General features: G+C 66.4%; 19 protein-coding genes. 12 read left to right on the plus strand and 7 right to left on the minus strand.

The features are described 5' to 3' along the window. Positions 1–48 precede the first annotated feature (48 nt). The gene (locus tag QA635_RS15975) at positions 49–1221 is read left to right on the plus strand and encodes an MFS transporter (protein WP_283070235.1); all 1173 of its coding nucleotides are present in this window, start codon (positions 49–51) and stop codon (positions 1219–1221) included. On the opposite strand, the gene dgcA is transcribed toward QA635_RS15975, so the two are convergent. Further along, a complete protein-coding gene (gene dgcA / locus QA635_RS15980) occupies positions 1218–2219 on the minus strand; it encodes an N-acetyl-D-Glu racemase DgcA (RefSeq protein ID WP_283070236.1) in 1002 nt (333 codons plus the stop codon). The two genes, QA635_RS15975 and dgcA, sit on opposite strands and share 4 nt — an antisense overlap. A gap of 139 nt (positions 2220–2358) precedes the next feature. Between dgcA and QA635_RS15985 the strand changes: the two genes are divergently transcribed. The 3 genes from QA635_RS15985 (at position 2359) to QA635_RS15995 (ending at position 5251) form a co-directional block, all read left to right on the plus strand. After that, the gene (locus QA635_RS15985) at positions 2359–3492 is read left to right on the plus strand and encodes an MlaE family ABC transporter permease (protein WP_283070238.1); all 1134 of its coding nucleotides are present in this window, start codon (positions 2359–2361) and stop codon (positions 3490–3492) included. Positions 3493–3494: 2 nt separating this feature from the next. Continuing rightward, positions 3495–4265: an ABC transporter ATP-binding protein gene (locus QA635_RS15990; RefSeq protein ID WP_259193919.1), complete on the plus strand. Its 771-nt coding sequence runs from the start codon at positions 3495–3497 to the stop codon at positions 4263–4265. Positions 4266–4384: 119 nt separating this feature from the next. Further along, complete coding sequence (locus QA635_RS15995; protein ID WP_018272595.1) at positions 4385–5251, plus strand: MlaD family protein; 867 nt, start codon at positions 4385–4387, stop codon at positions 5249–5251. Between the two features lie 331 nt (positions 5252–5582). On the opposite strand, the gene QA635_RS16000 is transcribed toward QA635_RS15995, so the two are convergent. Next, complete coding sequence (locus QA635_RS16000) at positions 5583–11603, minus strand: apolipoprotein A-IV repeat region-like domain-containing protein (protein WP_283070240.1); 6021 nt, start codon at positions 11601–11603, stop codon at positions 5583–5585. Positions 11604–11985: 382 nt separating this feature from the next. Here QA635_RS16000 and QA635_RS16005 point away from each other — a divergent pair, with 382 nt between their 5' ends. Further along, the gene (locus QA635_RS16005) at positions 11986–12363 is read left to right on the plus strand and encodes an Hpt domain-containing protein (protein ID WP_283070241.1); all 378 of its coding nucleotides are present in this window, start codon (positions 11986–11988) and stop codon (positions 12361–12363) included. Positions 12364–12524: 161 nt separating this feature from the next. Further along, complete coding sequence (locus QA635_RS16010) at positions 12525–12845, plus strand: 2Fe-2S iron-sulfur cluster-binding protein (RefSeq protein ID WP_016841525.1); 321 nt, start codon at positions 12525–12527, stop codon at positions 12843–12845. A 6-nt stretch (positions 12846–12851) separates the two neighbouring features. On the opposite strand, the gene QA635_RS16015 is transcribed toward QA635_RS16010, so the two are convergent. Continuing rightward, positions 12852–13313: an acyl-CoA thioesterase gene (locus QA635_RS16015; protein ID WP_076825837.1), complete on the minus strand. Its 462-nt coding sequence runs from the start codon at positions 13311–13313 to the stop codon at positions 12852–12854. Between the two features lie 164 nt (positions 13314–13477). Between QA635_RS16015 and QA635_RS16020 the strand changes: the two genes are divergently transcribed. Continuing rightward, a complete protein-coding gene (locus QA635_RS16020; protein ID WP_283070244.1) occupies positions 13478–14506 on the plus strand; it encodes an NAD(P)/FAD-dependent oxidoreductase in 1029 nt (342 codons plus the stop codon). A gap of 138 nt (positions 14507–14644) precedes the next feature. Next, positions 14645–15211 carry a DUF2147 domain-containing protein gene (locus QA635_RS16025; RefSeq protein ID WP_026193022.1) on the plus strand — a complete coding sequence of 189 codons (567 nt, stop codon included), beginning with the start codon at positions 14645–14647 and terminating at the stop codon, positions 15209–15211. 75 nt (positions 15212–15286) lie between these two features. Here the strand turns inward: QA635_RS16025 and QA635_RS16030 are convergent, their stop codons facing one another. Both QA635_RS16030 and QA635_RS16035 read right to left on the minus strand, forming a co-directional pair. Further along, on the minus strand, positions 15287–17254 hold the full coding sequence (locus tag QA635_RS16030) for an SGNH/GDSL hydrolase family protein (protein ID WP_425249159.1): 1968 nt from the start codon (positions 17252–17254) through the stop codon (positions 15287–15289). Between the two features lie 102 nt (positions 17255–17356). Continuing rightward, on the minus strand, positions 17357–18433 hold the full coding sequence (locus QA635_RS16035) for a lysylphosphatidylglycerol synthase transmembrane domain-containing protein (RefSeq protein ID WP_028337716.1): 1077 nt from the start codon (positions 18431–18433) through the stop codon (positions 17357–17359). A 587-nt stretch (positions 18434–19020) separates the two neighbouring features. Here QA635_RS16035 and QA635_RS16040 point away from each other — a divergent pair. Together QA635_RS16040 and QA635_RS16045 are read left to right on the plus strand one after the other, a co-directional pair. Then, positions 19021–20439 carry an MFS transporter gene (locus QA635_RS16040; RefSeq protein WP_425249160.1) on the plus strand — a complete coding sequence of 473 codons (1419 nt, stop codon included), beginning with the start codon at positions 19021–19023 and terminating at the stop codon, positions 20437–20439. 146 nt (positions 20440–20585) lie between these two features. Then, the gene (locus QA635_RS16045) at positions 20586–22988 is read left to right on the plus strand and encodes an EAL domain-containing protein (protein WP_283070246.1); all 2403 of its coding nucleotides are present in this window, start codon (positions 20586–20588) and stop codon (positions 22986–22988) included. Positions 22989–23002: 14 nt separating this feature from the next. On the opposite strand, the gene QA635_RS16050 is transcribed toward QA635_RS16045, so the two are convergent. Continuing rightward, positions 23003–23437 carry a hypothetical protein gene (locus tag QA635_RS16050; RefSeq protein WP_168855013.1) on the minus strand — a complete coding sequence of 145 codons (435 nt, stop codon included), beginning with the start codon at positions 23435–23437 and terminating at the stop codon, positions 23003–23005. Between the two features lie 44 nt (positions 23438–23481). Here QA635_RS16050 and QA635_RS16055 point away from each other — a divergent pair, with 44 nt between their 5' ends. After that, the gene (locus tag QA635_RS16055) at positions 23482–24129 is read left to right on the plus strand and encodes a hypothetical protein (protein ID WP_425249161.1); all 648 of its coding nucleotides are present in this window, start codon (positions 23482–23484) and stop codon (positions 24127–24129) included. 89 nt (positions 24130–24218) lie between these two features. Continuing rightward, positions 24219–24575 (plus strand): hypothetical protein, encoded by a 357-nt coding sequence (locus QA635_RS16060; protein ID WP_283070249.1) that lies wholly within the window; start codon positions 24219–24221, stop codon positions 24573–24575. Positions 24576–24665: 90 nt separating this feature from the next. On the opposite strand, the gene QA635_RS16065 is transcribed toward QA635_RS16060, so the two are convergent. Then, positions 24666–26009, minus strand: a complete 1344-nt coding sequence (locus QA635_RS16065; protein ID WP_283070251.1) for an aminotransferase-like domain-containing protein — start codon at positions 26007–26009, stop codon at positions 24666–24668. Between the last annotated feature and the right edge of the window lie 78 nt (positions 26010–26087).

Here is a 26087-nt window from a genome sequence, read left to right on the forward strand (position 1 = left end):
CGTTACGCTAACGATCACCACGATATCGCGCGAATCGCAATTGAATTGATGTCTTCCGAATCACAAATCCCCATTGCAGCAAGGATTGCATCGCGGCGATTCGCGCGCAGCCTAGCGGCATTCTATGCCACGCTGTTCGGCATGACCGGGGTTCATCTGCCGTTTTTCACGGTGTGGCTGAAGGCGATCGGCATCGACGCCACCTGGATCGGCATCATCACCGCGGTGCCGCCGGTGACGCGCTTCACCGTGCTGCCGCTGGTCACCGCGGCGGCGGAGCGGCGTCAGATGCTGCGCGGGGCGATCATCGCCACCGGATTCGCCACGGCGTTCGGCTTTGCCGTGATCGGCACCCAGCACCAGCCGTTCGTGCTGCTGGCGATCTATGCGCTGACCTGCTGCGTCTGGACTCCGATGGTGCCGCTCACCGACGCCTATGCGCTGCGCGGCGTCAGGCAATTCGGCCTCAGCTACGGACCGCTGCGGCTCTGGGGCTCGGCCGCCTTCGCGGTCTGCGCGCTGCTGAGCGGCTTCCTGCTCCGCTATGTCGCGGAGGTCGACCTGATCTGGATCATCACCGCCGTGACGGTGCTCGGCACGCTGGTCGGGCTGACGCTGCGGCCGCTGGGCCGTCCAGTGGCGGCCGCCGCGCCGGCGGCCGGCGCGCCAAAACTGCTGCGCAATCCCAGCTTCCTTGCCATCATCGTCTCCTCGGCGCTGATCCAGGGCAGCCACGGCGCCTATTACATCTTCGCATCGATTGCCTGGCAGCAGGCCGGCTTCAGCGGCCTGACGATCGCGTGTCTCTGGGTGCTCGGCGTGATCGCCGAGATCGTGCTGTTTGCGGCCTCGCCGCGCTTCACGCTGCCGTCGGCTGTGCTGGTGATGATCGCGGCCGCTAGTGCCGCGGTGCGCTGGGCGATCACCGCGCAGGACCCGCCGCTTGCGGTGCTTGCAGTTGTGCAGCTCGGACATGGACTGAGCTTCGGCCTGACGCAGGTCGGCATCATGGGCCTGATGGTGCATCACGTGCCGGTTCACGTGATGGCGCGCGCGCAGGGCTATCTCACCGCCTGCGGCGGCATTGTCGCGAGCACCACGGCGATCGTCAGCGGCATGGTCTATGCGCGCTTCGGGCTCGGCGTCTACGACATGATGGCCGCAATGGCGGCCACGGGCGGGCTCGTGATGTGGCTGGCGCGTAAGCGTCTCACGGGTTAGCCCCAGAGCGCGGCGTCGGGCGGATAGACCAGGCTGCCCTCGTAGCGCAGGCCGTGGTCGCGGTCCTTCGCCAGCAGCAGCGGACCGTCGAGATCGACGAAGCGCGCGGCTTGCGCGATCAGCATCGCCGGCGCCATCGCGAGCGAGGTCGCGACCATGCAGCCGATCATGATCTCGAAGCCGAGCGCACGGGCGGCGTCCGCCATCGCCAGCGCTTCGGTCAATCCGCCGGTCTTGTCGAGCTTGATGTTGACGGCGTCATAGCGGCCGCGCAGGCCGGCAAGCGAGCCGCGATCGTGTACGCTCTCGTCGGCGCAGACCGCAACCGGCCGCTTGATCCGCGCCAGCGCCTCGTCCTTGCCCGCCGGCAGCGGCTGCTCTATCAGGGTGACGCCGGCATCGGCGCAGGCCGCGAGATTGGCGGCGAGGTTGTCGTCGGTCCAGGCTTCGTTGGCGTCGACGATCAGCTCGGATCGAGGCGCCGCCTTGCGCACGGCGGCGATCCGTGCGCCGTCGCCATCGCCGCCGAGCTTGATCTTGAGCAACTGACGATGCGCGGCCTTTGCGGTGGCTTCCGCCATCGCCTCTGATGTCCCGAGCGAGATCGTATAGGCGGTGGTCCGCGGCTCCGGCGCGGGCCGGCCGAGCAGGTTCCAGATCCGTTTGCCGGCGCGTTTGGCCTCAAGGTCCGCCAGCGCGCAATCCAGCGCATTGCGGGCGGCGCCGGCAGCCATCCCGGCCTGCAAGGCGATCCGGTCCATGCCATTGGCGAGTGGCGCCTGTAGGGCCTGGATCGCCTGCAGTGTCGCCTCGGGCGATTCGCCATAGCGCGGGTAGGGTACGCATTCGCCGCGGCCGGTGAGGCCGCCCTGGCTCACCTCGGCCACCACGACGACAGCCTCGGTCTTGGTGCCGCGGCTGATCGTGAAGGTCCCCGCGATCGGCCAGCGCTCGATCCGACTGCTCAGGGAAATCGCTCCGGGAGGGGTGGAAGTCATTTTAAAGTCTACTATTTCCTGAACCGTAGCTTGCGACGCGCAACCAACTATGGCTGTTTAGCGACAGATTCGACAAGCCGATCCGGCAGCGCCAGATCAGCGTTTGCGGCAGCCAGCCGGCTTGAGGGGTGGGCAAAAGGTGAGCGGCGACCCGACACTGGAGCGGATAGCCCAAGGCGAAGGACTGGCGTTGTGCGCGGCGGGCAACTGGACGGCCCGCTTTGCTCCTGCGCTTGAGCGGATCGTCTCCGACGCCGAGAAGCTGCGCGGCAGCCGCCCGCACATCTTCATCGACGTGTCGCAGGTTGCGAGCCTCGACACCTTCGGCGCCTGGCTGATCGAGCGGCTGCGCCGCAGCCTGAGCGACGCCTCCGCCGAAGCCGAGATCGCCGGCCTCTCCGCCAATTATTCCAGCCTGGTCGACGAGGTCCGCCGGGTCGGCCCCGCGCCCAGGGTCGTCAGCGACCCGCTGTCGATATCGGGCATGCTCGAGCAGATCGGGCGCACCGTGGCCGGGATCGGCAGCACCATCATCGGCCTCGTCGACATGCTCGGCGCGGTGCTGGCGGCCGCCGGCAAGGTGCTGATCCATCCGCGCAGCTTCCGCCTGACCTCGACGGTGCATCACCTCGAACAGGTGTGCTGGCGCGCGGTGCCGATCGTGGTGCTGATCACCTTCCTGATCGGCTGCATCATCTCGCAGCAGGGCATCTTCCATTTCCGCAGGTTCGGCGCCGACATCTTCGTGGTCGACATGCTGGGCGTGCTGGTGCTGCGCGAGATCGGCGTGCTGCTGGTCGCGATCATGGTCGCGGGCCGTTCAGGCTCGGCCTATACCGCCGAGCTCGGCTCGATGAAGATGCGCGAGGAGATCGACGCGCTGCGCACCATGGGCTTCGATCCGATCGAGGTTCTGATCCTGCCGCGCATGCTGGCGCTGGTGCTGGCGCTGCCGATCCTGGCCTTTCTCGGCGCGATGGCCGCGCTCTATGGCGGCGGCTTGGTGGCCTGGCTCTATGGCGGCGTCGATCCGGAGGCCTTCCTGCTCCGCCTTCGTGATGCCATATCGATCGACCATTTCATCGTCGGCATGGTCAAGGCGCCGGTCATGGCGGCGGTGATCGGTATCGTCGCCTGCGTCGAAGGCCTTGCGGTACAGGGTTCGGCGGAGTCGCTCGGACAGCACACCACCGCGTCGGTGGTGAAAGGGATATTCTTCGTGATCGTGATGGACGGCGTGTTCGCGATCTTCTTCGCCTCGATCGGGATGTGATCATGGCGGAAGAGGACAACGACGCCATCATCCGGGTCCGTGACATTACGGTTCAATTCGGCAACACGCGGGTGCTCGACGGCCTCAACCTCGACGTCAGGCGCGGCGAGATCCTCGGCTTCGTCGGGCCCTCGGGCGCCGGCAAGTCGGTGCTGACGCGCACCATCATCGGGCTCGTGCCGAAGGTCGCCGGCCGCATCGAGGTGTTCGGTGTCGATCTCGACGCCGCAAGCACCTCGCAGCGCCGTGCCGTCGAGCGCCGCTGGGGCATCCTGTTCCAGCAGGGCGCGCTGTTCTCCTCGCTCACGGTGCGCCAGAACATCCAGTTTCCGGCGCGCGAGTATCTGCGGGTCTCGCAGCGGCTGCTCGACGAGATCATGGTGGCGAAACTGGTGATGGTCGGGCTGAAGCCGGAAGTCGCCGATCGTTATCCGTCGGAATTGTCGGGCGGCATGATCAAGCGCGTCGCGCTGGCGCGCGCACTCGCGCTCGATCCAGAACTCGTGTTTCTCGACGAGCCGACCTCGGGTCTCGATCCGATCGGCGCCGGCGATTTCGACGAGTTGGTCCGCACCCTGCAGCGCACTTTGGGGCTGACCGTTTTCATGGTAACCCACGATCTCGACAGTCTTTACACCGCGTGCGACCGTATCGCCGTTTTAGGGAACGGTAAGATCATTGCTGCAGGATCGATCGCCGACATGAAGGCGTCGCAGCATCCATGGCTGCAGCAATATTTCAACGGCAAGCGCGCCCGTGCCGTTGTGGCCTAGCCCATGATCCCGGAACCTGAAGCCGACTTTCGGACGAGATCATGCGCCAACAGGGAATTCGATGGGCTCGAGCGCAGCCGGCTGCGCGAGGGCCCAAGAGTGATTAACGCGAGCAAGTGATGGAAACGCGGGCGAACTACGTCTTGATCGGGGCTTTCACGCTGGCGGTGATCGCCGCCGCGTTCGGTTTCGTGCTGTGGTTCCAGAGCCTGCACACCACCAAGCAGCGCAGCCCCTTGCGGGTGATCTTCGAAGGTCCGGCGTCAGGCCTGCGCAACGGCGGCAACGTCAATTTTAACGGTATTCGGATAGGGGAGGTGGTCTCGGTGAAGCTCGACAACCCGCGACGCGTGGTTGCGCTGGCGATGATCGAGAACAACGCACCGCTCCGCAAGGACACCCTGGTCGGTCTCGAGTTCCAGGGCCTCACCGGCGTCGCCGCGATTTCGCTCAAGGGCGGCGAGGAGGCCGCCCCGCCGGTGCCGCTGGACGAGGACGGCATCCCGGTTCTGACCGCCGACCCGAATGCGCTGCAGGACGTCACCGAGGCGATCCGCGCCACCCTGCAAAACGTCAACCGCATCGTCGCCGACAATCAGCAGTCGGTGAAGAATTCGCTGAAGAATCTCGAGGTCTTCACCCAGGCGCTGGCGCGCAATTCCGAGAAGATCGACAACGTCATGCTCAAGGTCGACGGCGTGATGGGCAAGGCCGACAGCCTGATGCTGGGCCTCAATGCGATCGCGGGCGGCAACAATGGCAGCGAGCTGAACCTGATGGTGAAGTCGATCCGCGAACTCGCCGAGGACCTCGACAAGCGCTCCAATCTCCTGATCAACGACGGCCGCAGGACGCTGTCCGACATCAGCCGCGCGGTGAATAATTTCGACCGCAACCCGAGCCGGGTGATCTTCGGCGGCAGCAACAATGCCGCACCCGAGCCCGCGCCAGCTCCGGCCGCACCGGGGCCGCGGCGGCGGCAGTGACGTGACAGGCGACTGGTGCGTGGCGAATAGCCAACAGCCAATAGCCAATAGCCAATAGCCAATAGCCAATAGCCTTCCTTCTCTGCCAGACCCGTCATTGCGAGCCAGCGGGTCGCGCGAACGCGCGCCCGATGACAGGCTCCGCGAAGCAATCCATCGTTCCGCATGCCCGGCGCGATGGATTGCTTCGTCGCTTGCGCTCCTCGCAATGACGCCGGTTAGTTACTGGCACGCGGGTGCCACAGCGAGACTCTGCGGCGTCGCCCCAAAATAAAACGGAGGCCCTTCGGCCTCCGTTTCCGTTTCCATTTGCTATTCGCTATTCACCAGCTTACCCCAGCCGTCCCGCGGCGTGCGCGAGCAGGGTGTAGACCAACCCGGTCTCCGAGGTGAGGTGGCTGCTCAGCTCCTGCTGGCCGCGGCCGTCGCGGGCGACTTCGTCGAGCAGGCGCTCGAACTCCGCGATGTAGCGGTCGACCGTCTGCTTGAAGCCGCGGTCGGCGCGGTACTTGCGGGCCACCTCATCGAAGGCCTTCTGGCCGGCCGGCGTGTAGAGGCGCTTGGAGAACGCCTTGTTCTCGCCGCGCTGGTAGCGATCCCACATCTCGGCCGCAAGCGTGCGGTCCATCAGCCGGCCGATGTCGAGCGACAGCGACTCCAGCGGATTGACCGGCTGCTGCTGCGGACGCGGGCGCTGCTGGGCGTCGCGGCTCTGCGGGGCAGGCGGCGGTGCGTCGCTGCGGTTGAGCAGGTCGGATAGCCAGCCGTCGCCGTTGTTGTTGTTGGAGCCTGCCGGGCTGACCGACGGGGCCTCGGTGCGGCGCGAGCTCGCCATGCCGAGGTCCGGCGGCGGCAGCGTCGAGGCGCTGTTGCCGTTGTCCCGCATCCGCACATCGCCGCGGCCGCCGGCGGCAGCCACCACCGGCTCCTCGTGGCGAACGCTGGCGCGGTTGGTCGAGACCACGTCGAGTCCGCGGCCGTGATGAGCGACGATGCGGTTCAGCTCGGCCAGCGCCTCGATCTGGTCGACGATCACCTTGCGCATCTGCGCGGTGTTCTCGGCGGCCTCCTGCGGCATCTCGAGCACGCCGCGGCGCAGCTCGTTGCGGGTGGCCTCGAGCTCGTTGTGCATCTCGCTCGCCATCTGCTTCATCGCCGTGACCATCGCGGAGAACTTCTCCGTCGATTCCTTGAACATCGCATCGGTCTCGGCGTTGCTCTGCTGGTAGAGGTCGTTCATGGCGTCGACGGTCTGCTGACGCTCGTTCTCGGCCGCCTGGCGCACCGCCTCGAACTGCCTGCTGATCGCAGCCGAACCGGCGCCTGCGGTCTCCGCCACCACACGGGCGATGTCGCGGGCGCGTTCCTCGGCCGCTCCGAGCGATTCATCGAGCAGCCCGGTGAAGCGCGACAGCCGCTGGTCGAGATCGGTGGTGCGCAGGTCGATGGTCGTGACCAGCGCTTCCAGCGCCGACTTGCGCTCGCTGACGGAGGCCGTCGTCGAGCGGTTGGCCTGCTCGACCACGGCAGCCGCATCGATCAGCGCCTTGCCATGGGTCTCGAACTGGCTCGACAGCTCGCCGAGATCTTCCAGCGCCTTGCCGGTCTTGCTGTTGAACACCGTGAGCTGGTCTTCCAGCGTCTGGGTTGCCACGCCGTTGCGCGAGGTGACGTCGTTCATGGCGGACACGAAGTCGGCCACGCGGGTCACCAGCGCGCGCTCCAGCGAGTTGAGGTTGTCGTGGGCGCCGGTCAACACTTCCTGCAAGAGGATGTTGCCTTCGCGCAGCCGCTCGAACAGCGCGACCGTATCGGTGCGCAGGATCTTGCTGGTCTCCTGCATCTCCGTGACGGCCGAGATCGAGACTTGGCGCGACTGGTCGATCGCCGCGCGCGAGGCGTGCTCGAGCTCCTTGAGCGACTTCGCCACCGCGCCGGTCGCCTGATCGCCGGCCGAGGTGATGTTGCGCGCGACGTCGCTGCCGTGGGCCGACATCGTCTGCGAGAAGGCGAGGCCGCGGGTTTCGATCGCCTTCAGCGCATCCGCGGTGGCGCGATCCATGTCGCTCGACAGCTGCGTGGTCTTGGCGGTCAGCGCCTCGACCAGCGAGCCGCGGCGGCCGTCGACCATCTGCGACAGACGCTCGGTCTGCTGCTGCACATAGGTGACGATCTCGTCGGTCTTGCCGGTCATCGCCGAGCCGAAGGCGCTGGAGGCCGACAGCACCGAACGTTCGATGTCGGCGGAGGTCGTCTTGACCTTGGTCGAGACCTCGTTGGACATGGTGATCAGCGCGGCCTGCGCGTTCTGCGCCGAGGTCTGGATGTTGTCGGTGGTCTTGACCGTGACCGCACCCAGCGCGCGCTCGATATCGGTCGAGAGCGTGCGGATCTGGGCGGCGGCATCGGCGGAGGTCGCCGCAAACGAGCTCTGGGCCTCGCGGGCGCTGCCCAGGATGGTCTGCGCAGTCTCCGCGCTGGCCGTGGTCAGCGAGCGCTCGATCTCGACGGAGATCTCCCGGATCTGGCTTGCGGCCTCGCTGGAGGTTGCCACGAACGAGCTCTGGGCATCGCGGGCGCTGCCGAGGATCGCCTGCGCGGTGTTGGTGCCGACCGAGGTCAGGGTGCGCTCGACATCGACGGCCAGCGACTTGACGTGGTTGGCTGCTTCCGTCGACGCGGTGACCAGGGTGTTCTGCGCCTCGCGGGCGCCGGCCGTCAGCATCTCGACGGTGCCGGAGCCGGCCATCGACAGCGCACGCTGGATGTCGGCGGCAAGTGCCGACACCTTGGTCGCAGCCTCGGTCGACGCGTTGACCAGGGTGCTCTGGGCCTCACGCGCACCTGATGTGATCGATTCCGCGGTGGCGGAGCCGGCCATCGACAGCGAACGCTCCATATCGGCCGCGAGCGAGCGGACCAGATCGGTGGCCTCGGTGGATGCGCCGGCCAGCGTGCTCTGGGCCTCGCGGGCGGAGGCGACGACGGCTTCCGCGGTGGCGGAGCCCGCCATCGACAGCGAGCGTTCGATGTCGGCCGACAGTGTCCGGACCAGGTTGGTCGCGTCGGTCGACGCGCCGGCGAGCGTGCTCTGGGCCTCGCGGGCGGAGGCGACGACGGCTTCCGCGGTGGCGGAGCCCGCCATCGACAGCGAGCGCTCGATGTCGGCCGACAGCGTGCGCACCAGATTGGTGGCGTCGGTCGACGCGCCGGCCAGCGTGCTCTGGGCCTCGCGAGCGGAGGCGACGATGGATTCCGCGGTGGCGGTGCCGGCGGTCGAGAGCGAGTGCTGCACGTCGGCCGCGAGCGTGCGGACCAGATTGGCGGCTTCGGTGGATGCACCGGTAAGCGTGCTCTGGGCCTCGCGAGCGGAGGCGACGACGGCTTCCGCGGTCGCGGTACCGGCCATCGAGAGCGAACGCTCGACGTCGCTGGCGAGCGACTTGACCTGGCCGGTGACGTCGGTCGACGTCGAGATCAGCGTGGTCTGGGCCTCGCGGGCACCGGTCATGATCGCCTCGGCGGCGGCAGAGCCGGCCATCGACAGCGACTGCTCGACATCGGTGGCCAGCGACTTGACCTGGCTTGCGGCCTCGACCGAGGCGCTGACCAGCGTGGTCTGCGCGTCGCGGGCGCCGGACAGCACGGAGGCTGCGGTGGCGCTGCCGGCCGCCTGCAGCGTGCGCTCGACATCCTCGGACAGCGCCTTGATCTGCGAGGCGACGTCGCCCGAGGCCGAGACCAGCGACACCTGGGCATCGCGGGCGCTGGTGAGGATCGAGTTGGCGGCGCTGGTGCCGACGGCGGTCAGCACGCTCTCGACCTCGGCCGAGCTCAGCTTGAGCTGGTTGCCGACGTCCGCGGACACCGTGAGCAGCGCCTGCTGCGCGGTGCGCGCGCCGGTCTGGATGGTTTCGCTGGTGTTGACCACGAGGTTGGTCAGCGAGCGCTCGGCATCCTCGACATGGGACTTGATGCTCGACGACAACAACTCGGCGCGGGACATCAGGTCGTCGCTCGCCTGGCGGCCGCTGCTCTCGATGCGGCCGGCGACGGCCTCGACGCGCGAGCCCAGGAGGTCCTCGAACTGCGCGACGCGGGTGTCGATGTCGCCGGCGATGACGCCGACGCGGCTCTCGATGCCCTGCTGGATGTCGGCGAACCGCGCCGAGATGGTGTCGGTCAGGTTCGCGCTGTGACCATTGATGGTGTCGGCGAGGCGGGTGCTGTGGCCGTTGAGGGTGTCGACCAGGCGGACGCTGTGGCCGTCGATGGTCTCGGTGACGCCGTTGATGCGATGGTCGACCGCGGCGATCGCCTGCACGGTGCCTTCGGTCAGGGTGGTGGTGAGCAGGCCAAGCCGCGAGTCGATCGACTGGATCGCCTGGGAGGCGCCGTCGGTCAGCTGGGTCGCGAGCGTGCCGAGATGGCCGTCGATGGTGTCGGTGACCGACTTGGCGCGGCTCTCGAAGGTGACCTCGAGGGACTTCATGCGGCCGTCGATCGCATCATCGAGCGATTGCAGACGGCCGTCGAACGAGCCGATCTTGCTGGCGAGCGAACTATCGAACGACGACAGCTTGTCGGTCAGCGAAGTGTCGAGATTGGTGACGCGGCTGCCGAGCGTGGTCTCGAACTGCAGCAGGCGCTGGTCGAGTGAGGCGGTGATTTCGCCGCTGTTGGTGGTGACACGATGGTCGAAGGTGTCGACATAGGTCTTCAGGCTGTCGGCGATGTCCTGGGTCCGCTGGCCCATGCGCTCGACGATGTCGCCGCCGAAGGTCTTCACCGTGCGGTCGAATTCCGAGATATGGCGGGTGATCAGCGCGCCGAGCGTGCCGGAGTCGCGTGCGAATTTCTCGGCGAGCTCGCTGCCGTGGTTCTTCACCAGGTCGTCGAACGCGCTCATCTGCAGCGACAGCGAGTCGTGCGCGGTCTCGGTCTGGCCCACCACCTTGGCGACCAGCGAATTGACGGTGACGTCGAGCGCCTCGCTTGCCTTGTCGCCGGACGTCATGATCTGGCCGGCGAGGCGGTTGCCGGCATCGTCGATCTTGCTGACGAGGTCGTTGCTGCGCAGCTCGAGCTCGAGCAGCAGCGAGTCGGCGGAGTTCTTCAGGGAGTCGTGGACCTCTTCGGTCCGGTCGGAGATGCCGTCGACGATGACGGACGAACGCTGCTCGAACTCGCCGGTGATGCGGTCGATGCGCTCGTTCAGCAACTCGTGGACGCGATCCGCCAGATCGACGAACTCGTCATGGACGTGGCCGGTCTTGAAGTTGAGGCTGGTGGTCAGCCGCTCGGAGGCGTCCATCACCGCGCGCGTGGTTTCGGCGCTGGCTTCCTCGAGGCGGTCGAGCAGGTCGCCGCCGCGCTCGCCGAGCGCGAGGATCATGTTGTCGCCGGCATGGCTCAGCGCGGTGGTGATGTGCTGGCCGCGCTCTTCCAGCGCGCCGGTGATGCTCTTGGCGACCTCGTCGACGCGCGAGGCGATCGCGTCGGAGATCAGCGCGATGTCGTGGCGCAGGTCGATCTGCACGCCGGAGATCGCGCTGCGGACCTGCTCGGCCTGGCCGACCAGGTTGTCGCGCTGGTGGGCGATGTCCTGCAGCAGTGCGCGGATGCGCACCTCGTTGTCGGAATAGGCGCGTTCCAATGCCGCGACCTCGTTGGCGACGAGGGTCTCGAGTTCGCCGGCGCGCGCGATCGCGCGCTCGACGCCGTCGCCCATCGCCGCGACTTCGCGGCGGATCGCCTGGCCGACCGTCACCATGGAATCGGCGGCGGCGTTTTCCGGCTCGGAGAATCGCATCGCGACCTGCGCCATCGATTGCGCGATCATCTGCATGCGCTGACCGTGCGCGGCGAGGCTGGCGAGATAGTAGAACAGCAGGATCGGCACGGCGAACAGCGCGGCAAGGCCGGCGAGCACCAGGACGCCGGTGCCCTGGGCCATCGAGGCCTGCAGGGCCGGCCAGAACGCGATGGTGAGGATGACGCCGCCCAGCAGCCAGGCGCCGGAGCAGACAAAGAACAGCGTGAAGGCGTTGCGCGCGCGTCCTCCCTGCAGCGTCTGCAGCATCTGGCCGATGGTTTCGCGATCATCATTGGCGGCGCGGCGCGGCGCGCGCGGTTCTTCGATCGGCTCGAACGCCGAACGATCGGAATTACTCGGACGGGACTCGAACGATGTGGCTGAAAAATCGGCGGCGGGCGGCAGGTTCGGCGGCGCGGCGCCTTCGTTGAGGGGGCTGCGATTCTCCGCGCCCTGTTCGCTGATGTTGAGGGCTTCCTGGATGGCAGAAAGCGCGACTTCGGTGGGATCTTTGACCTTCTTGGGAGTGTTCGCCATGTTCAGTCTGAGCCCTCTCACTATTTTACGCGTCGGCGAGCCTGCGATCGTCCCCACGCAAGCTCGAAGCCGGTGCCCACAAGCGGAGCGCAAGCCGGCCCCCTGGGCGGCTTGTCCGCTACATCCGCAAACATCCTATTGGGAGAGCGATGCGAATGAAATGCTTGCGATTAATACTTTCTTAATCATCGTTAACAGCTTTGCGCCATAAGGCCTTATGGGCACTCGAAATTCCGGCTGTAGAGCGCCGATTGTGTCCGGAAATTGTCCAGAATCGGGCGGTTTTGCCGATCATCCCAACAACAATCCGTTAACCAGTTTCGTGATTGGCTGGGCCAAAGATCCGCCGGCGAGGGCCCGGCGGAGACGACAGGGACAGGCCATGCCGCTTCACCTCGAACGGGTCGAATGGACGCAATCGCCGCCGCTGGCTCCCGGCGCCGGGCCGATCGACGTCGATCATCTTCAGCGCATGACGCTGGGCGATCCGGGCCTCGAGCGGGAAGTGCTGGCCATGTTCTCGACCCAGTCGGCCCGGATCCTCGGTGAACTGGCCGCCTTGCCGCCGGAGGCGGCGACCCATGTCCACACCCTGAAAGGATCGGCGCGGGCGATCGGCGCCTTCGGCGTCGCCGAGGCTGCTGCCCAGTTGGAGACCGCGCTGAGCGGCGGTTCCGATGCGGCCCAGCCGCTTGCCGCGCTCGGCGCCGCGATCGCCGAGGCACGCACGGCGATCGAGCTGATCCTGGGCCGCTCCTAGGCGTCCGGCGTCTCGGCGGCCCGCTGCGAAGGCTTGGGCGGCTTCCCAACCGGCGGGCAGGTTTTCGGTCTCCGCGCTAGCGCTGTGCGGATCGACCCGTTATACGACTGCCCGGGACCTTTCCATCCATCGTCCGGCGCATTCCGGCAGCACGAGCAATCATGGCCAAAATCCACTTTATCGACCATTCCGGCGAGAAACGCACAGTTGACATCGAGAACGGCGCGACGGTGATGGAAGGTGCAATCCGCAACGCCATTCCCGGCATTGAAGCCGAATGCGGCGGCGCCTGCGCCTGTGCGACCTGCCATGTCTATGTCGATGAAGCTTGGCGCGAGAAGGTCGGCGCGCCGTCGCCGATGGAAGAGGACATGCTGGATTTCGGCTTCGACGTGCGTCCGAATTCGCGGCTGTCCTGCCAGATCAAGGTGACCGACGATCTCGACGGACTGGTCGTGTCGACGCCGGAGCGGCAGGCCTAGGATCCCTTATTCGCCGTCCGGATTCACTCCGCGACGGACCCAGCGGCGGAAGTTCTGCTTGACCTCCGCCGGCAGCGGCGTCGGCCGGCGCGTGGCCTCATCGATCATCACCGTGACCGCCTTCGCCGACGCCACGCATCTGCCTTCCGAAAACACCACCTGGTCGAAGGTGGTCGATGTGCGTCCAAACTTGACGAGACCGAGCCCGAGCTCGATCTGACCCGGCCAGTGCAACTCGGCGCGGAAATGGATGTCGAGGCGCACCATGATCCAGCCGAGCCCCGCCGGCATCAGCCCCATGCTGCGGTCCTTCACCAGCGTGACGCGGCCGGTTTCAAAATAGCTCGCATAGACGGCGTTGTTGACGTGCCCGTTGGGGTCGAGATCGGCAAAGCGCACATTGTCGGACAGGCGGTAGGGAAAGTCTTCCAGGCGCGGCGCATCGTCAGCACGAACAGGGGCATTCACGAGGGGGATCTCCGTCGGTTTCCCGTCCATACAGCCGACTTGCGCAGGCTCGGCAAGGGGTTGCCGCGCCAGCCGCTGTCCCTATTATGCATGTCGCGATCCGGCCCACTTGGCTGGACAGGCGAAAAAGCCGTCCAGTCGATTTCAACTGAAAAGAAGCGGACATGAGCGAAGCGATCAAGACCGATGTGCTGATTATTGGCGCGGGCCCCTGCGGACTGTTCGCCGTGTTCGAACTGGGCCTGCTCGACATGAAGGTGCATCTGGTCGACATCCTCGACAAGATCGGCGGGCAGTGTGCCGAGCTCTATCCCGAGAAGCCGATCTACGACATTCCCGGAATTCCCTTCGTCACCGGTCAGGGCCTCACCGAACAACTGCTGGAGCAGATCAAGCCGTTCAATCCGACCTTCCATCTCAACGAGATGGTGGAGAGCATCGAGAAGATCGGCGATCCCTTGTTCCGCGTGAAGACCGATGCCGGCAAGGAGTTCGAGTGCAAGGTCGTCGTGATCTCGGCCGGCGGCGGCTCGTTCCAGCCGAAGCGCCCGCCGGTGCCGGGCATCGAGGCCTATGAAGGCACGTCGGTGTTTTATGCCGTGCGCAAGATGGAGCAATTCCGAGACAAGAACATCCTGATCGTCGGCGGCGGCGACTCCGCGCTCGACTGGACGCTCAATCTGCATCCGATCGCCAAGCGCATCACGCTGCTGCACCGGCGCGACGATTTCCGCGCGGCGCCGCACAGCGTCGAGCAGATGCGTGCGCTCGTTGCCGACGGCAGGATGGATCTGAAGATCGGCCAGGTCACGGGGCTCGAAGGCGCCAACAGCCAGCTCTCGGGCGCGGCGCTCAAGGGCAACGACAATGCGGTCTCGACGATCGCCTGCGATACGATGCTGCCGTTCTTCGGACTCACCATGAAGCTCGGCCCGGTCGCGAACTGGGGCGTGGCGCTGGAGAACAATCTGGTGCCGGTCGACACCGCGGCGTTCGAGACCAACGTGTCAGGCATCTTCGCGATCGGCGACATCAACACCTATCCGGGCAAGCTCAAGCTCATTCTCTCCGGCTTCCACGAGGGTGCGCTGATGGCGCAGAAGGCGCACCGCTACGTGTATCCGGACAAGCGGCTGGTGTTCCAGTACACAACCTCGTCATCGAGTCTGCAGAAGAAGCTTGGGGTGAACTGATTTCACTCGAGCGGAGACCAGTGCCAGGGGCATGGGCCATTTCCCGCGCGGCTCCTGCGCGGCGCGGGTACTGGAACGCTCCGTGAAATGGCCGTAGTCTGCTTGTAGTCGAGTTGGTCGATTGATCAGGTGATGATGATGCGGAACACGCTATCCAGACTTCGGCTGATCCTCGCGATCGCCACGGCCTTTGCGCTAGCTGCTCCGCTTGCGGCCTCGGCGGCCGACCCGTCGGCGGCCGGCCTGTGGCAAAAGGTCGAAGACGGCAAGCCCGAGGGCTGGTTCCTGGTGATCGAGCGCAATGGCCTGTTCGAAGGCATGATCGCAAAGATGTTCTCATCGCCCGGCGATCCGCCCAATCCGGTCTGCTCGAAATGCACCGACGATCGCAAGGACATGCCGTGGCTCGGCATTCCCCTCATCCGCGACATGAAGCGCAACGGGCTCGCCTATGAAGGCGGCAACGTGCTCGATCCGCGCAACGGCAAGGTCTACAAGGCCAAGATGACGTTGAGCGCCGATGGTCAGACGCTGACGATGCGCGGCTTTCTCGGCATCTCGCTGTTCGGCAAGGATGAGGTCTGGACCCGGCTGCCTGACACCGCGGTGGCCCAACTCGATCCCGCGATCGTCGCCAAATACCTGCCGGCGCAAGCCGCGGTGGCGAAGCCGGCGGCGCCGGTGCCCGCGACGAAGCGGCACTAACACTTCTCTCTCGCTAACGCTCCGATCTGCGCACGCTCACGCTCCGCTCTTGCGTGGCAGCGGCAGCGTGAGCGTTCAACGCTGTCCCGTCGGTGCAATCGGCATCGGCAGTGGCGCGACCGGCTCGGTAATCACTTCGGGCACAGCGGTGTTCAACTGCAGCACTGTGGCGGCCGCGGGGACCGCGGCATCGGCCATCGCCGCATGGCCTTCGGCGCTCGGATGCACCGCGCCGCCATACACCGCCGACAGGATGCCCCATGTCGCGTCGTGGATGTCGCTTGGCTGCATCGAGGACGGCAGGCCCTGCGGGTAGGTCATCGCCGTGAAGTAGCTGTCATTGGCGTCGCGGATCCAGCGCGCGCGCGGCAGATAGGCGCGGTATTCGCCGGCGCTGCGGCCGCATTTGAGCGGCTGGTTGGCGGCGGCGACGATGTCCGACACGAAGCTGTCGCCATTGGCGGCGAAGCAGTCGCGGTCGAATTCCGGATCGGTCGACGCACGCGCGCAGAAGCCATGGCTCGCAAACGCGTCCTGATGCGCATCGACGAAGGTCATGCGGTCGGCCTGCGGATTGCGGCAGATGATGCCGGACTGGCACTGCGCGATCGCCTTGAGCTGCGGCAGGAACTCGTTCTGCACGAAGCTCGAGACCGACGCGAGGCGGTTGGGATCCGCATTGAACGAGGGATGGATCTCGAAGCCGGCGCGGCCGCCGGGGCAGGGCGCGCCGCCATTGGCGAGCGCCGGATTGGCATAGGCCGTGTAGATCACGTGCGAGAGATCGCCGCCGACCAGCGGCTTCAGCGCATCGCGCAGCTTGGCAAAATCGGCCGGCAGGTCGCGCGCCAGCGCCGAACGGGCATCCTCGACGCTGGCCATCGAGCCGCCGCGGCTGAACAGCGTGCGCTCGGTCGGCGTATCGACGATCACGTTGGCGACGAGGCCGGAGAAGTAGATGTCGTTGGCGCCGATCGACAGCAGCACGAGGTCGAGGGTGCGGTCGGGCTGACGGCGCTTGGCGGCGGCGAGTGCCGTGCGCAGCTCCGCGATCTGGCCGTTGACGGTGCCCGAGCAGGTGTTGGCTGTCTTCGTCGGCAGGCATTCCCGCGCCTGCTGTGAGCCGAGCAGGCCGTCGGCGATGGTGGCGCCGGTGCAGGCCAGCGGCAGATAGGTCACCGCGATGTGCGGATATTGCACGGCGAGCGCGAGCGCCGTGCGGGTCTGGTAGCTGTACAGCGACCGGTGACAGGCCGAGTTGAGCCACAGCGCGCTCTGGCGCTGCCAATTGGTCAGGGTGTCCGGTGCTTCGCAGGCGCGGCCGCCTTTGTAGCCGGCGCGGCTCGGCCGGTAATATTGCGCTCCGCCGAGATAGGAGCGGAAGCAGAACCCCTCGTCGGAGAGCGCAATCGCGCGGTCGGGATTGCCCTCGCCGGATGCGATGCTGTCGCCGAGCCCCGCGATCAGCAAGTCGCGTACCTCGATCGGCGTCGTTACGCGCTGGTTGGCGTCCGAGCCGCTTGCGACGTCGACGGTCGCGACCGTGGTGCGGCCGTAGCGGACGCGCAGGTTGATCGGCTCGGCGCAATCGAATGTCGAGGATTGCGGCCCATCGCCGTCGTCGAACGACCAGGCGCAGGTCGCGCCGACCGGAACCGGCCCGGTGAGCCGTACGACGATCGGATGATCGATCGGCGTCAGATAGCTTTCCTTGACGTTATCGCGCGTGCAGGGCTCGCTGACGCGGCCCTGCAGGTCGATGCAGAGCCGGTTCACGGTGTTGCGCGCCCAGCCGCGGCCGTCGCTTTGCAGTTCCAGCGTCTGTTCCGAGGCCAGCACGCTGCGGCCAAGCCCGCTCTCGACATGCAGGCGGAAGTCGCGTTCCTCGCGGAACAGGCGGAAGCGGTTGCGGACCTCCCAGGAGATCTGCAGCTGGTTGTCCTGCGCGTCCGCGGCCGATGCGAAGACCGCGGCCAGCGCGCTGCCGAGCAGCACGCTGCAGACCGTCACCCGAAACGAAAATCGAACCAAAAAGCCAATCATGGCGCGGTTTGACGCGAGCGGTACGGCGAAAATAAGAGAAGCGGCCGCGAGGATCGAAAATCCGGGGTCGAGGGCCCGCACAGGGGCCGATAACGTTGTCCGTTACCGTTTCAGCTGCCTGACCCGCTGCTGCCGGCTTTCGATCGGTTGCCGCACGGTCGCCGAAGCCGTGCAGGCTTGGCTTAGTCGTTTCCGCTCTTGCCAAGGCTGCACCACGTTGAGCCAGAGCTCGCGCATGCCCATGATCGAGATCGAAATCCCGAACGGGATCAGGAAGTAGAGGATGCGGAACACGACCAGCGTCGCCAGCAATTGTTCCTTGCTGAACTCCGGCAGCGCCACCAGCATCGCGGCGTCGAACACGCCGATCGAGCCGGGGGCGTGGCTGGCGAAGCCGAGCAGCGTCGCCAGGATGAACACGACCGCCAGCGAGACGAAGTCGATATGCGGCTCGGTCGGCATCAGCAGGTACATTGCGAGCGCGCAGAAACCGAGATCGACCACGCCGATCAGGATCTGCAGCAGCGTCAGCTTGGCCGAGGGCAGCACCACCTTCCAGCCGTTCTGGCCGAGCTCGCGGCGCTTCTCGCCGGTCAGGAGCCAGACGAAATAGGCGCCGATGCCGGCAAGACAGCCGAGCGCGATCAGCCGGTTCATCGCCGGCGGCAGCAGGTCCATCGCCGACGCCGCCGCCGGGTGCCAGGCCATGCCGAAGCCGAGCACGAACAAATTGCCGAGCCAGAAGGTCAGGCCCGACAGAAAGCAGATCTTGGCGACGTCGATCGCGGAGAGGCCATAATCGGAATAGATCCGGAAGCGGATCGCGCCGCCGGTGAAAACCGTGGCGCCGATATTGTGACCGATCGTGTAGCTCGTGAAGCTCGACAGCGCTGCGATGCGGTAGGGGACATGGATCTTGCCGATCGTGCGCAGCGCGAAGAAGTCGTAGAAGGTCAGCGTGCAGAACGCCCCGACCACGCAGAGCGCCGCCAGCGCGATCCGGTGCGGCGCGATGTTGGTGAGCGCGGTGAGAATGATGCCGGTATCGACGCCCTTCAGGGTGTGAACAAGCGACGTGATCGCGAACGCGATGATCAACACACTCGCGGCGATCCCGAGCCGTTTCCAGCCGATCTTTTCCTTGAAACCACGCCCGAGCGTGGTCAGCAGCCGAAGCATTCATCCTCCCGGCGGGGCGGCAAATTTCAGTGGGACCCGGTCACGGACGGCGACGGGTGACGGGCAAACGCACCGTACGCGACGACCCATAAGGCAAAACCGATGCGTTGTGCAGCCCTTGACAAGCCAACCTTCGGCCCTCGTCCAGCGTCATTGTCATATTGGCTACATATGTTCTCGCTCTGCGGAATGTGAGTCGCAGGACCGCGATGGGGCCACTGCATGTTCCGCCGTTTCAGGCGGTTTCGCCGGCTTTTTTGCCGATTTTGCGGCCGTCCCGGCGCCGATGCGGGTTCGTTGGCGCGAGGCGAATGGACGATATGCATCAGCATGGGGACGGCTGAGCCGGCTGTGACGTTTACCAAAGTGTGAAGTCGACGCGCGGATGCGCATGATCCGCCCTGCGCTCGGGCCGGTGAGCGGCGCGAGGGCGGTCCGTAGGTCTATTGAGGCAAAACGCCGCGCAAGCGGGCCGCTGTCGGACAGATCGGCCAGGCACGAGATTTCACACTTCGATCCGTGGCGAAGTGTTGCGGCGAAACGAAGGCCTATGTCTCGCATTGGTTGCCGAGAGCAAGGACGAGGCCATGCAACAGACATCCCTGAACGTCCGGCACATGCCGGACCGCCGTGCAACGTCGCATCGGCAAACGAGCGGGCTCGCGGCGACGTTGACGCTCGCCGCGATGAGTCTCGGCTATGGCGTCGTGCAGCTCGACGTCACCATCGTCAACACGGCGCTCAACGCGATCGGCGCCTCGCTCGGCGGCGGCGTCGCCGAACTGCAATGGGTGGTCAGCGCCTACACGATCGCCTTTGCGGCCTTCATCCTGACCGCGGGCGCGCTCGGCGACCGGATCGGCGCCAAGCGCATCTTCATGGCCGGGTTTGCGATCTTCACCGCGGCATCGGTTGGCTGCGCGGTCGCGCCTGATGCGGTGACGCTGATCGCCGCCCGCTGCGTGCAGGGGCTGGCCGCGGCCATCCTGGTGCCGAACTCGCTGGCGCTGCTCCGCCATGCCTATGAAGACGAGAAGGCGCGGGGACGCGCGGTCGGGGTCTGGGCCGCGGGTGCGAGCCTTGCGCTGACCGCCGGCCCGTTCGTCGGCGGCGGACTGATCGCGCTGGTCGGCTGGCGCGCGATCTTTCTGGTCAACCTGCCGATTGGCCTCGCCGGCTTGTGGCTCGCCTGGCGCTTTGCCAGCGAAACCACGCGTCATCAGCAACACCGGCTCGATCTGCCGGGTCAGGTCGCGGCGATCGCCGCGCTCGGCACGCTGGCCGGTGCGCTAATCGAAGGCGGCGCGCTCGGCTGGGGCAGCCCGTTCGTGGTCGCAGGCTTCGCTCTCGCCGCCGTCTTCTCCGTGCTGTTCGTCTGGCGTGAGGCGCGCGCGCCGCAGCCGATGCTGCCGCTCTCGCTGTTCCGCCACCGGATGTTTGCCCTGACCTCGCTGGTCGGCCTTCTGGTCAATGTCGCGTTCTACGGCCTGATCTTCGTGCTCAGCCTCTACTTCCAGCAGGTCAACGGCCTGTCGGCGTTCGCCACCGGCCTCGCGTTCGTGCCGATGCTCGGCGCCGTGCTGCCCGCCAACCTGATCGCGCCGCATGTCGCGGAGCGGATCGGCGCGCCGGCGACAATCGCGCTCGGCGCCGCTCTCTCCGCCGGCGGATGTCTTGCGATGCTGTTCATCGGCCCCGGCACGAGCTATCTCGCGATCTGCCTGCAATTGCTGGCCGTGAGCGGCGGCCTCGGCCTGCTGGTGCCGCCGCTGACATCGGCGCTGCTCGGCAGCGCCGAGCCGCAGCATGCCGGCATCGCGGCCGGGGTGTTGAACGCGACCCGGCAGACCGGCAGCGTGCTCGGTGTCGCGCTGTTTGGCTCGATGGTCAGCCGATCCGCGGCCTTCATCGCCGGCCTGCATGCGGCGCTCGTCATCTCCGCCGGCGTGTTGCTAGCGGCCGCTGCGCTGATCTGGATCGGCGCATGGTCACAGGCTCGGCGTTGAGACGAACTGCCGCGAGGGATCTCCGCTCGCCCTGACCCGATCGCCTGCATTCAAGGCTTTTTCACCATGCGTGGAACCTTGCTGCGGTGCGGTTACCGTTCCTACACGAATGCGCCTGTTCTTATAGGTCCATAAAGGGGGCCTATATGTATCGCGTTCTGACTTGTCTCACTTTGGAACATGACTGGCGGCTGGTCGTCCTCGGCGGGGTGATCTGCCTGCTCGCCAGCGCCGTCGCGATCAGCCTGTTTCACCGTGCCCGCGCCGCACAGGGGCGTGCCCGCGAGATCTGGATCGGCCTCGATGCGGCGGTCGGCGGTTGCGGTATCTGGGCCACCCATTTCGTTGCCATGCTGGCGTACGATCCCGGCATCGAGGCCGGGTACAACATTCCCATCACGCTGCTGTCGCTGGTGCTCGCGGTTGCGATCCTGGCCGTCGGATTGGCCGTCGCCACGCTCGATGGACGCTGGCGGACGGTTGCGGCCGGTGGCGCGATCGTCGGCGCCGGTGTCGCGGCGATGCATTACACCGGCATGCTCGGGCTGGAGCTGCCCGCGCGCATCCTCTGGTCGCCCGGCATCGTCGCCTCGTCGATCGCGTTCGGAAGCCTGTTCGGCGCGCTCGCGCTCGTCGTCGCCACCCGTGGCGAACGTTTCGGCACCACGGCCGCCGCGACCGGTCTTCTGACCGTCGCGATCGTCTCGCATCATTTCACCGCGATGGGCGCGGTGACGCTCGTTCCGGATCCGACGATCGTTTCCGGCGGACTTACGGTCTCGCCGCGCGTGCTCTCGTTCATGACCGCCGTTGCGGCCTTCGCGATCCTCGGCCTCTCGCTGATCGCCTCGATCCTCGACCGTCGCGCCAAGACCGAGCTTCACAAGCAGAAGGTGGTGCTCGATACCGCGCTCGAGAACATGTCGCAGGGGCTTTGCATGTTCGATGCCGACGGCCGCATCATGCTGTTCAATGAGCGCTACACCGAGATGATGGGGCGCAGTCGCCTGCCGCTGCAGGGACGCCTGCTGATCGACGTCCTGCAGGACCTCCATTCCATCGGCGAGTGGGACGGCGATCCCGAGGAGTTCTGCAATGCTCTCGTCGCCGAGGCAAAGGCCGGCCACAGCGCGACGCGGATCGTCAGCCGCAACGAGCGCGCGATCCGCGTCGTCGACCAGCCGATGAAGGGCGGCGGCTGGGTTGCGACCTTCGAAGACATCACCGAATGGCAGCAGGCCCAGGAACAGATTTCGCACATGGCGCGGCATGACGCGCTGACCAATTTGCCGAACCGGACGCTGTTCCGCGAGCAGCTCGAGAAGGCCTCGAGATTGGCCAAGCGCTCCGACCAGCTGGCCGTGCTCTGTCTCGATCTCGATCATTTCAAGGAAATCAACGACACGCTCGGACATCCGATCGGCGACGCGCTGCTCCGCGAAGTCGCGCGCCGGCTCGGCGAATGCGTCACCGAGCACGACACCGTGGCGCGGCTTGGCGGCGATGAATTCGCCATCGTGCAGTTCTGCAGCAATTGCGAGCCGTCCGTCGTGTCGTCGCTGGCAAGTCTCGTGGTCGAGCGGATCGCCGCGCCCTACGAGATCGGCGGCCATCAACTCGTGATCGGCGTCAGCATCGGCATCTCGCTCGCGCCCGAGGACGGCAAGGATCCCGACGAATTGCTGCAAAAGGCCGATCTTGCGCTGTACCGCGCCAAGGCCGACGGCCGCGGCACCTATCGCTTCTTCGAGACCGGGATGGACGCGCGTGCGCAGGCGCGCCGCCTGCTGGAGCGCGACCTGCGGCTCGCGCTCGAACATGACGAGTTCGAGGTCTACTATCAGCCGATCCGCGATGTCGCGGGCGATCGGATCGTCGCCTTCGAGGCGCTGGCGCGCTGGAACCATTCGCTGCGTGGCCTGATCGCGCCGAACAATTTCATTCCTGTCGCCGAGGAAACCGGGCTGATCGTTCCGCTTGGCGAGATCGTGTTGCGCAAGGCCTGCGCGGATGCCGCGGGCTGGCCCGAGGCCGTCGCGGTTGCCGTCAATCTCTCGCCGGTGCAGTTCAAGAACCCGAGCCTGGTGTCGTCGGTGAAGGCGGCGCTGCAAGCATCGGGCCTGCCGGCGGACCGGCTTGAGCTCGAGATCACCGAATCGGTGCTGCTGCAGAACAGCGAGGCGACGCTCGCGGTGCTGCATGAGCTGCGCGGCTTCGGCGTCCGCATCTCGCTGGACGATTTCGGCACCGGCTATTCCTCGCTGAGCTATCTGCGCAGCTTCCCGTTCGACAAGATCAAGATCGACCGGTCCTTCGTCACCGACCTTGCGACACGCGAGGACTCGATGGCGATCGTGCGCGCGGTCACCGGCCTCGGCAAGAGCCTCGGCATCGTCACGACCGCCGAAGGGGTCGAGACCGATACCCAGTTCGATCTGCTGCGTCGGGAGGGCTGCACGCAGGCGCAGGGCTATCTGTTCAGCCCGCCGCGGCCGGCAGCCGACGTCGCCAAGATGTTGCGCAGGGTGCCGGAACGGTCGGTCGCCTGAGTTGGAAGGCTAGCTCAGCTCTTGCGCAGGGCAAAATAGGCGCCGCAGAACGCCATCAATGCGCCGAGGCACAGGGCGGCAAGGCCTGCGAGCACGGCGGATATGGTCGAGACCGTGCTCGGCGCCGACGCGGCCTGGCCGGCACCGGCCAGCATCAGCACGCCGACGACGATCAGGAAGTTACGCATCCGCTGCGGGATCTGGCCGGCCACAGCGCTGTGCATCAGATTGGCGGTGAAGTAGCCGCCCGAAAACCCGACGGTCGCGATCAGCCACCACGCAATCGCCGCGCCAGCCGGCATGAACTCGTGGCTGTCGGAGCGCCACAGGCCGCCGAGATCGAGCCCGTAGCGCGCGCCGAGCATGTGCACGGCAAGCGCCAGCAGCACGCCGGATATCATCGCGCCACCGAGGATGAGGTAACGCGGAAAATAGGTCGTCTCGGGCATGGCTCGCTTGTAGGATAGCCGTGACGTCCCGCGCAAGCGCGTGGATGGATTTGGACGGGTGGAACGGCGGCTTGCCAACAACGTTGCAGGATCGGTCGGAGGCAGGCGAGGGCACGGCAGTGCGCTATGCCTACAAGGCCTCTTTGATCGGCTCGGCGCACCAGTTCGAGCTGACCGAGGACGGGCTGTCGTGGCGGATCGCCGGCCGGTCGGGCGTGTGGGACTATGCCGACATCTCCGCGGTGAAATTGTCCTATCGCCCGGTCTCGATGCAGCAGCAGCGGTTTCGCGCCGACATCGACAACGCCAAGGGCGGGCGGATCGCGATCCTCTCGACCACCTGGCAGACCGCGACGCTGGTGGCGCCGCAGGGACATCTCTACCGCGACTTCATCGTCGAGCTGCATCGCCGGATGCAGGCGGCGGGCAGCAACGCCAGGCTGGTCGGAGGCCTCGGACCGAAGACGTACACCGCCGCGCTGGCGCTGCTGGCCTGCCTTGCGGTGGCAATGATCGGATTGCTGCTGACGGCGCTGCTGACCTCGAACTGGATGGGGGCGCTGTTCCTGGTCGGCTTTGCGGCGCTGTTCACCTGGCAGGTCGGCGGTTTCGTCACGCGCAACCGGCCGCGGCGCTACAGCTTCGATCAATTGCCCGATGCGCTGCTGCCGAAGGCGGTTCGCAATCAGTGAGGCAGCGGTTCGCGCGGCCGGACTGTAAGCGGGCTGTAAGCAACGCGCTGTAAACTCGGCGACGGATTTGCTTTTGGCTGGAGGGTCAGATGACAATCCGGACCCCATTTATGGCTCTATGCCTTGTGCTCCTGAGCATCCCGCCGGCTCTTTCCAAGGGCAGCGTGGGCAACAAACATGATCCGCTTGATCACAATCACGTCGACAATCTGCCGCCCGACGTGCGGCAATACGTTGCCGGAATTTGCAGGGGGACGCCGGTCGCGCAGCACGACCTTGCGACCTACTCGCCGCAAGAAAAGCGCTGGCGGATAAACCTCGAATATCTGCAGTGCGGCGTGATCGGTGAATATCGCAAAGGCAATCAGTGCCTGGACGTGGACTTCGTAGCCGAGGGCGCGCATTTTCGTCTCGTGAGAAAGACGTATGCGGCCTGTGGCTTTTGATGCTCCGGCGCTCACTGGAAATGGGCCGCTGCGAGTGCCACTCGTATCCAATTCTGGACTGCGGCGCCGCTTCGGAGTGAACGTGCGATGTCACTCCGTCGAGTCAAAATCCTCTTCGGTCGCGCTCAGCATTCCCGCCAGTGTCCGCAGGCCGAGGTCGAGCTGCTCCATCGGCGGTGCGGCCAATGCGAGCCGCACCGCATTGGGCGCGTGCCCCGGCGTGGCGGCAAAGGTCGTCGACGGCGTCAGCGCGATGTCGCGGCGCGCCGCGGCGGCGACCAGGGTCTGCGAGCGCCAATGCGGCGGCAAGGTCAGCCAGAGATGATACGACTTCGGATTGGTCTGGATTTCGAAATCGGCCAGATGCTTCGCCGCCAGAAGCTGGCGGCGGCCGGCATCGATCCGCTTCAGCCGTGACAATTCGGCAGCGGTGCCGTCGGCCATCAGCCGCTGCCCCGCGGCGAAGGCGTAGCCCGACGCGGTCCAGCCGCCCGAGCGCACCGCGGCCATGATGCTCTCGCGCAGCCGCGGCGGCGACACGATGAAGCCGAGCGCGAGGCCCGGCGCGACCTTCTTCGACAGGCTGTCGAGCACGATGCAGCTGTCGGGCGCGAGCGCGGCGAGCGGCGCCTCATCGTCGAGGAATCCGTAGACGCCGTCCTCGATGACGACGAGGCCGAGCTTCTCCACCACCCGCAACAACTCGGCGCGGCGCTCCGGCGGCATGGTGATGCTGAGCGGGTTCTGGATCGTGGGCTGGACGTAGATCGCGGACAGATGCGCCTCGCGATGCGCTTTCTGCACCGCATCCGGTCGCACGCCGTGTTCGTCCATCGCGAGCGGCACCAGCGAGATGCCGAGCCGCGCGGCGATGCCCTTGACGAACGGGTAGGTCAGCGCCTCGACGCCGCAGCGTCCGCCGGGCGGCACGACGGCGGCGAGCGCGGCGGCAATGCATTGCCGGCCATTGGCGGTGAACACGATCTGGTCGGGATTCGGTGTCCAGTTCTTGCGCGCCAGAAATTCCGAGGAGATGGTTCGTGCCGCCCGCGTGCCAAAGCTGGTCGCCGGCCGCAGCGCGCCCTCGAGCACCTCGGGCCGCTCCAATCCTTCGAGGCTCTTGGCGATCATCGTCGCCTGGTGCGGCAGCAGCGGGTAGTTGAACTCGAGGTCGATGCGGGCCCCGCGCGGCTCGGTCGGGGCCGTGATGCCGCGGCGTGCCTCGCCGGACACGAAAGTGCCGCGGCCGACTTCACCGACCACCAGCCCGCGCCGCAACAGCTCGGTGTAGACCCGGCTCGCCGTCGAGACGGCGATGTTGCGGTCATAGGCGAAATGACGCTGCGGCGGCAGCCGGTCGCCTGCCTTCAGCGCGCCGCTGGCGATCTCGGCGGCCACCGCATCCGCCAGCTTCAGATATTCGAACCTCGACATTATTGCACCGAGAGCAATGTTTTACTTGCTCCGAGCAATGTACCGGATCATTTAGGAGGGAACAAGCCCATGATTGCA

Source organism: Bradyrhizobium brasilense, assembly GCF_029714345.1.
GTDB classification, from domain to species: Bacteria; Pseudomonadota; Alphaproteobacteria; order Rhizobiales; family Xanthobacteraceae; genus Bradyrhizobium; species Bradyrhizobium australafricanum.

What these genes read in the sequence shown, in the direction of transcription:
- dgcA (WP_283070236.1), bottom strand. Translation starts at nt 2,219, where the DNA reads ATGACTTCCACCCCTCCCGGAGCGATTTCCCTGAGCAGTCGGATCGAG.
- QA635_RS16065 (WP_283070251.1), bottom strand. Translation starts at nt 26,009, where the DNA reads ATGTCGAGGTTCGAATATCTGAAGCTGGCGGATGCGGTGGCCGCCGAG.
- QA635_RS16005 (WP_283070241.1), top strand. Translation starts at nt 11,986, where the DNA reads ATGCCGCTTCACCTCGAACGGGTCGAATGGACGCAATCGCCGCCGCTG.
- QA635_RS15990 (WP_259193919.1), top strand. Translation starts at nt 3,495, where the DNA reads ATGGCGGAAGAGGACAACGACGCCATCATCCGGGTCCGTGACATTACG.
- QA635_RS15975 (WP_283070235.1), top strand. Translation starts at nt 49, where the DNA reads ATGTCTTCCGAATCACAAATCCCCATTGCAGCAAGGATTGCATCGCGG.
- QA635_RS16030 (WP_425249159.1), bottom strand. Translation starts at nt 17,254, where the DNA reads ATGATTGGCTTTTTGGTTCGATTTTCGTTTCGGGTGACGGTCTGCAGC.
- QA635_RS16040 (WP_425249160.1), top strand. Translation starts at nt 19,021, where the DNA reads ATGCAACAGACATCCCTGAACGTCCGGCACATGCCGGACCGCCGTGCA.
- QA635_RS16045 (WP_283070246.1), top strand. Translation starts at nt 20,586, where the DNA reads ATGTATCGCGTTCTGACTTGTCTCACTTTGGAACATGACTGGCGGCTG.
- QA635_RS16055 (WP_425249161.1), top strand. Translation starts at nt 23,482, where the DNA reads ATGGATTTGGACGGGTGGAACGGCGGCTTGCCAACAACGTTGCAGGAT.
- QA635_RS16000 (WP_283070240.1), bottom strand. Translation starts at nt 11,603, where the DNA reads ATGGCGAACACTCCCAAGAAGGTCAAAGATCCCACCGAAGTCGCGCTT.
- QA635_RS16050 (WP_168855013.1), bottom strand. Translation starts at nt 23,437, where the DNA reads ATGCCCGAGACGACCTATTTTCCGCGTTACCTCATCCTCGGTGGCGCG.
- QA635_RS16035 (WP_028337716.1), bottom strand. Translation starts at nt 18,433, where the DNA reads ATGCTTCGGCTGCTGACCACGCTCGGGCGTGGTTTCAAGGAAAAGATC.
- QA635_RS16060 (WP_283070249.1), top strand. Translation starts at nt 24,219, where the DNA reads ATGACAATCCGGACCCCATTTATGGCTCTATGCCTTGTGCTCCTGAGC.
- QA635_RS16010 (WP_016841525.1), top strand. Translation starts at nt 12,525, where the DNA reads ATGGCCAAAATCCACTTTATCGACCATTCCGGCGAGAAACGCACAGTT.
- QA635_RS16025 (WP_026193022.1), top strand. Translation starts at nt 14,645, where the DNA reads ATGCGGAACACGCTATCCAGACTTCGGCTGATCCTCGCGATCGCCACG.
- QA635_RS16020 (WP_283070244.1), top strand. Translation starts at nt 13,478, where the DNA reads ATGAGCGAAGCGATCAAGACCGATGTGCTGATTATTGGCGCGGGCCCC.
- QA635_RS15995 (WP_018272595.1), top strand. Translation starts at nt 4,385, where the DNA reads ATGGAAACGCGGGCGAACTACGTCTTGATCGGGGCTTTCACGCTGGCG.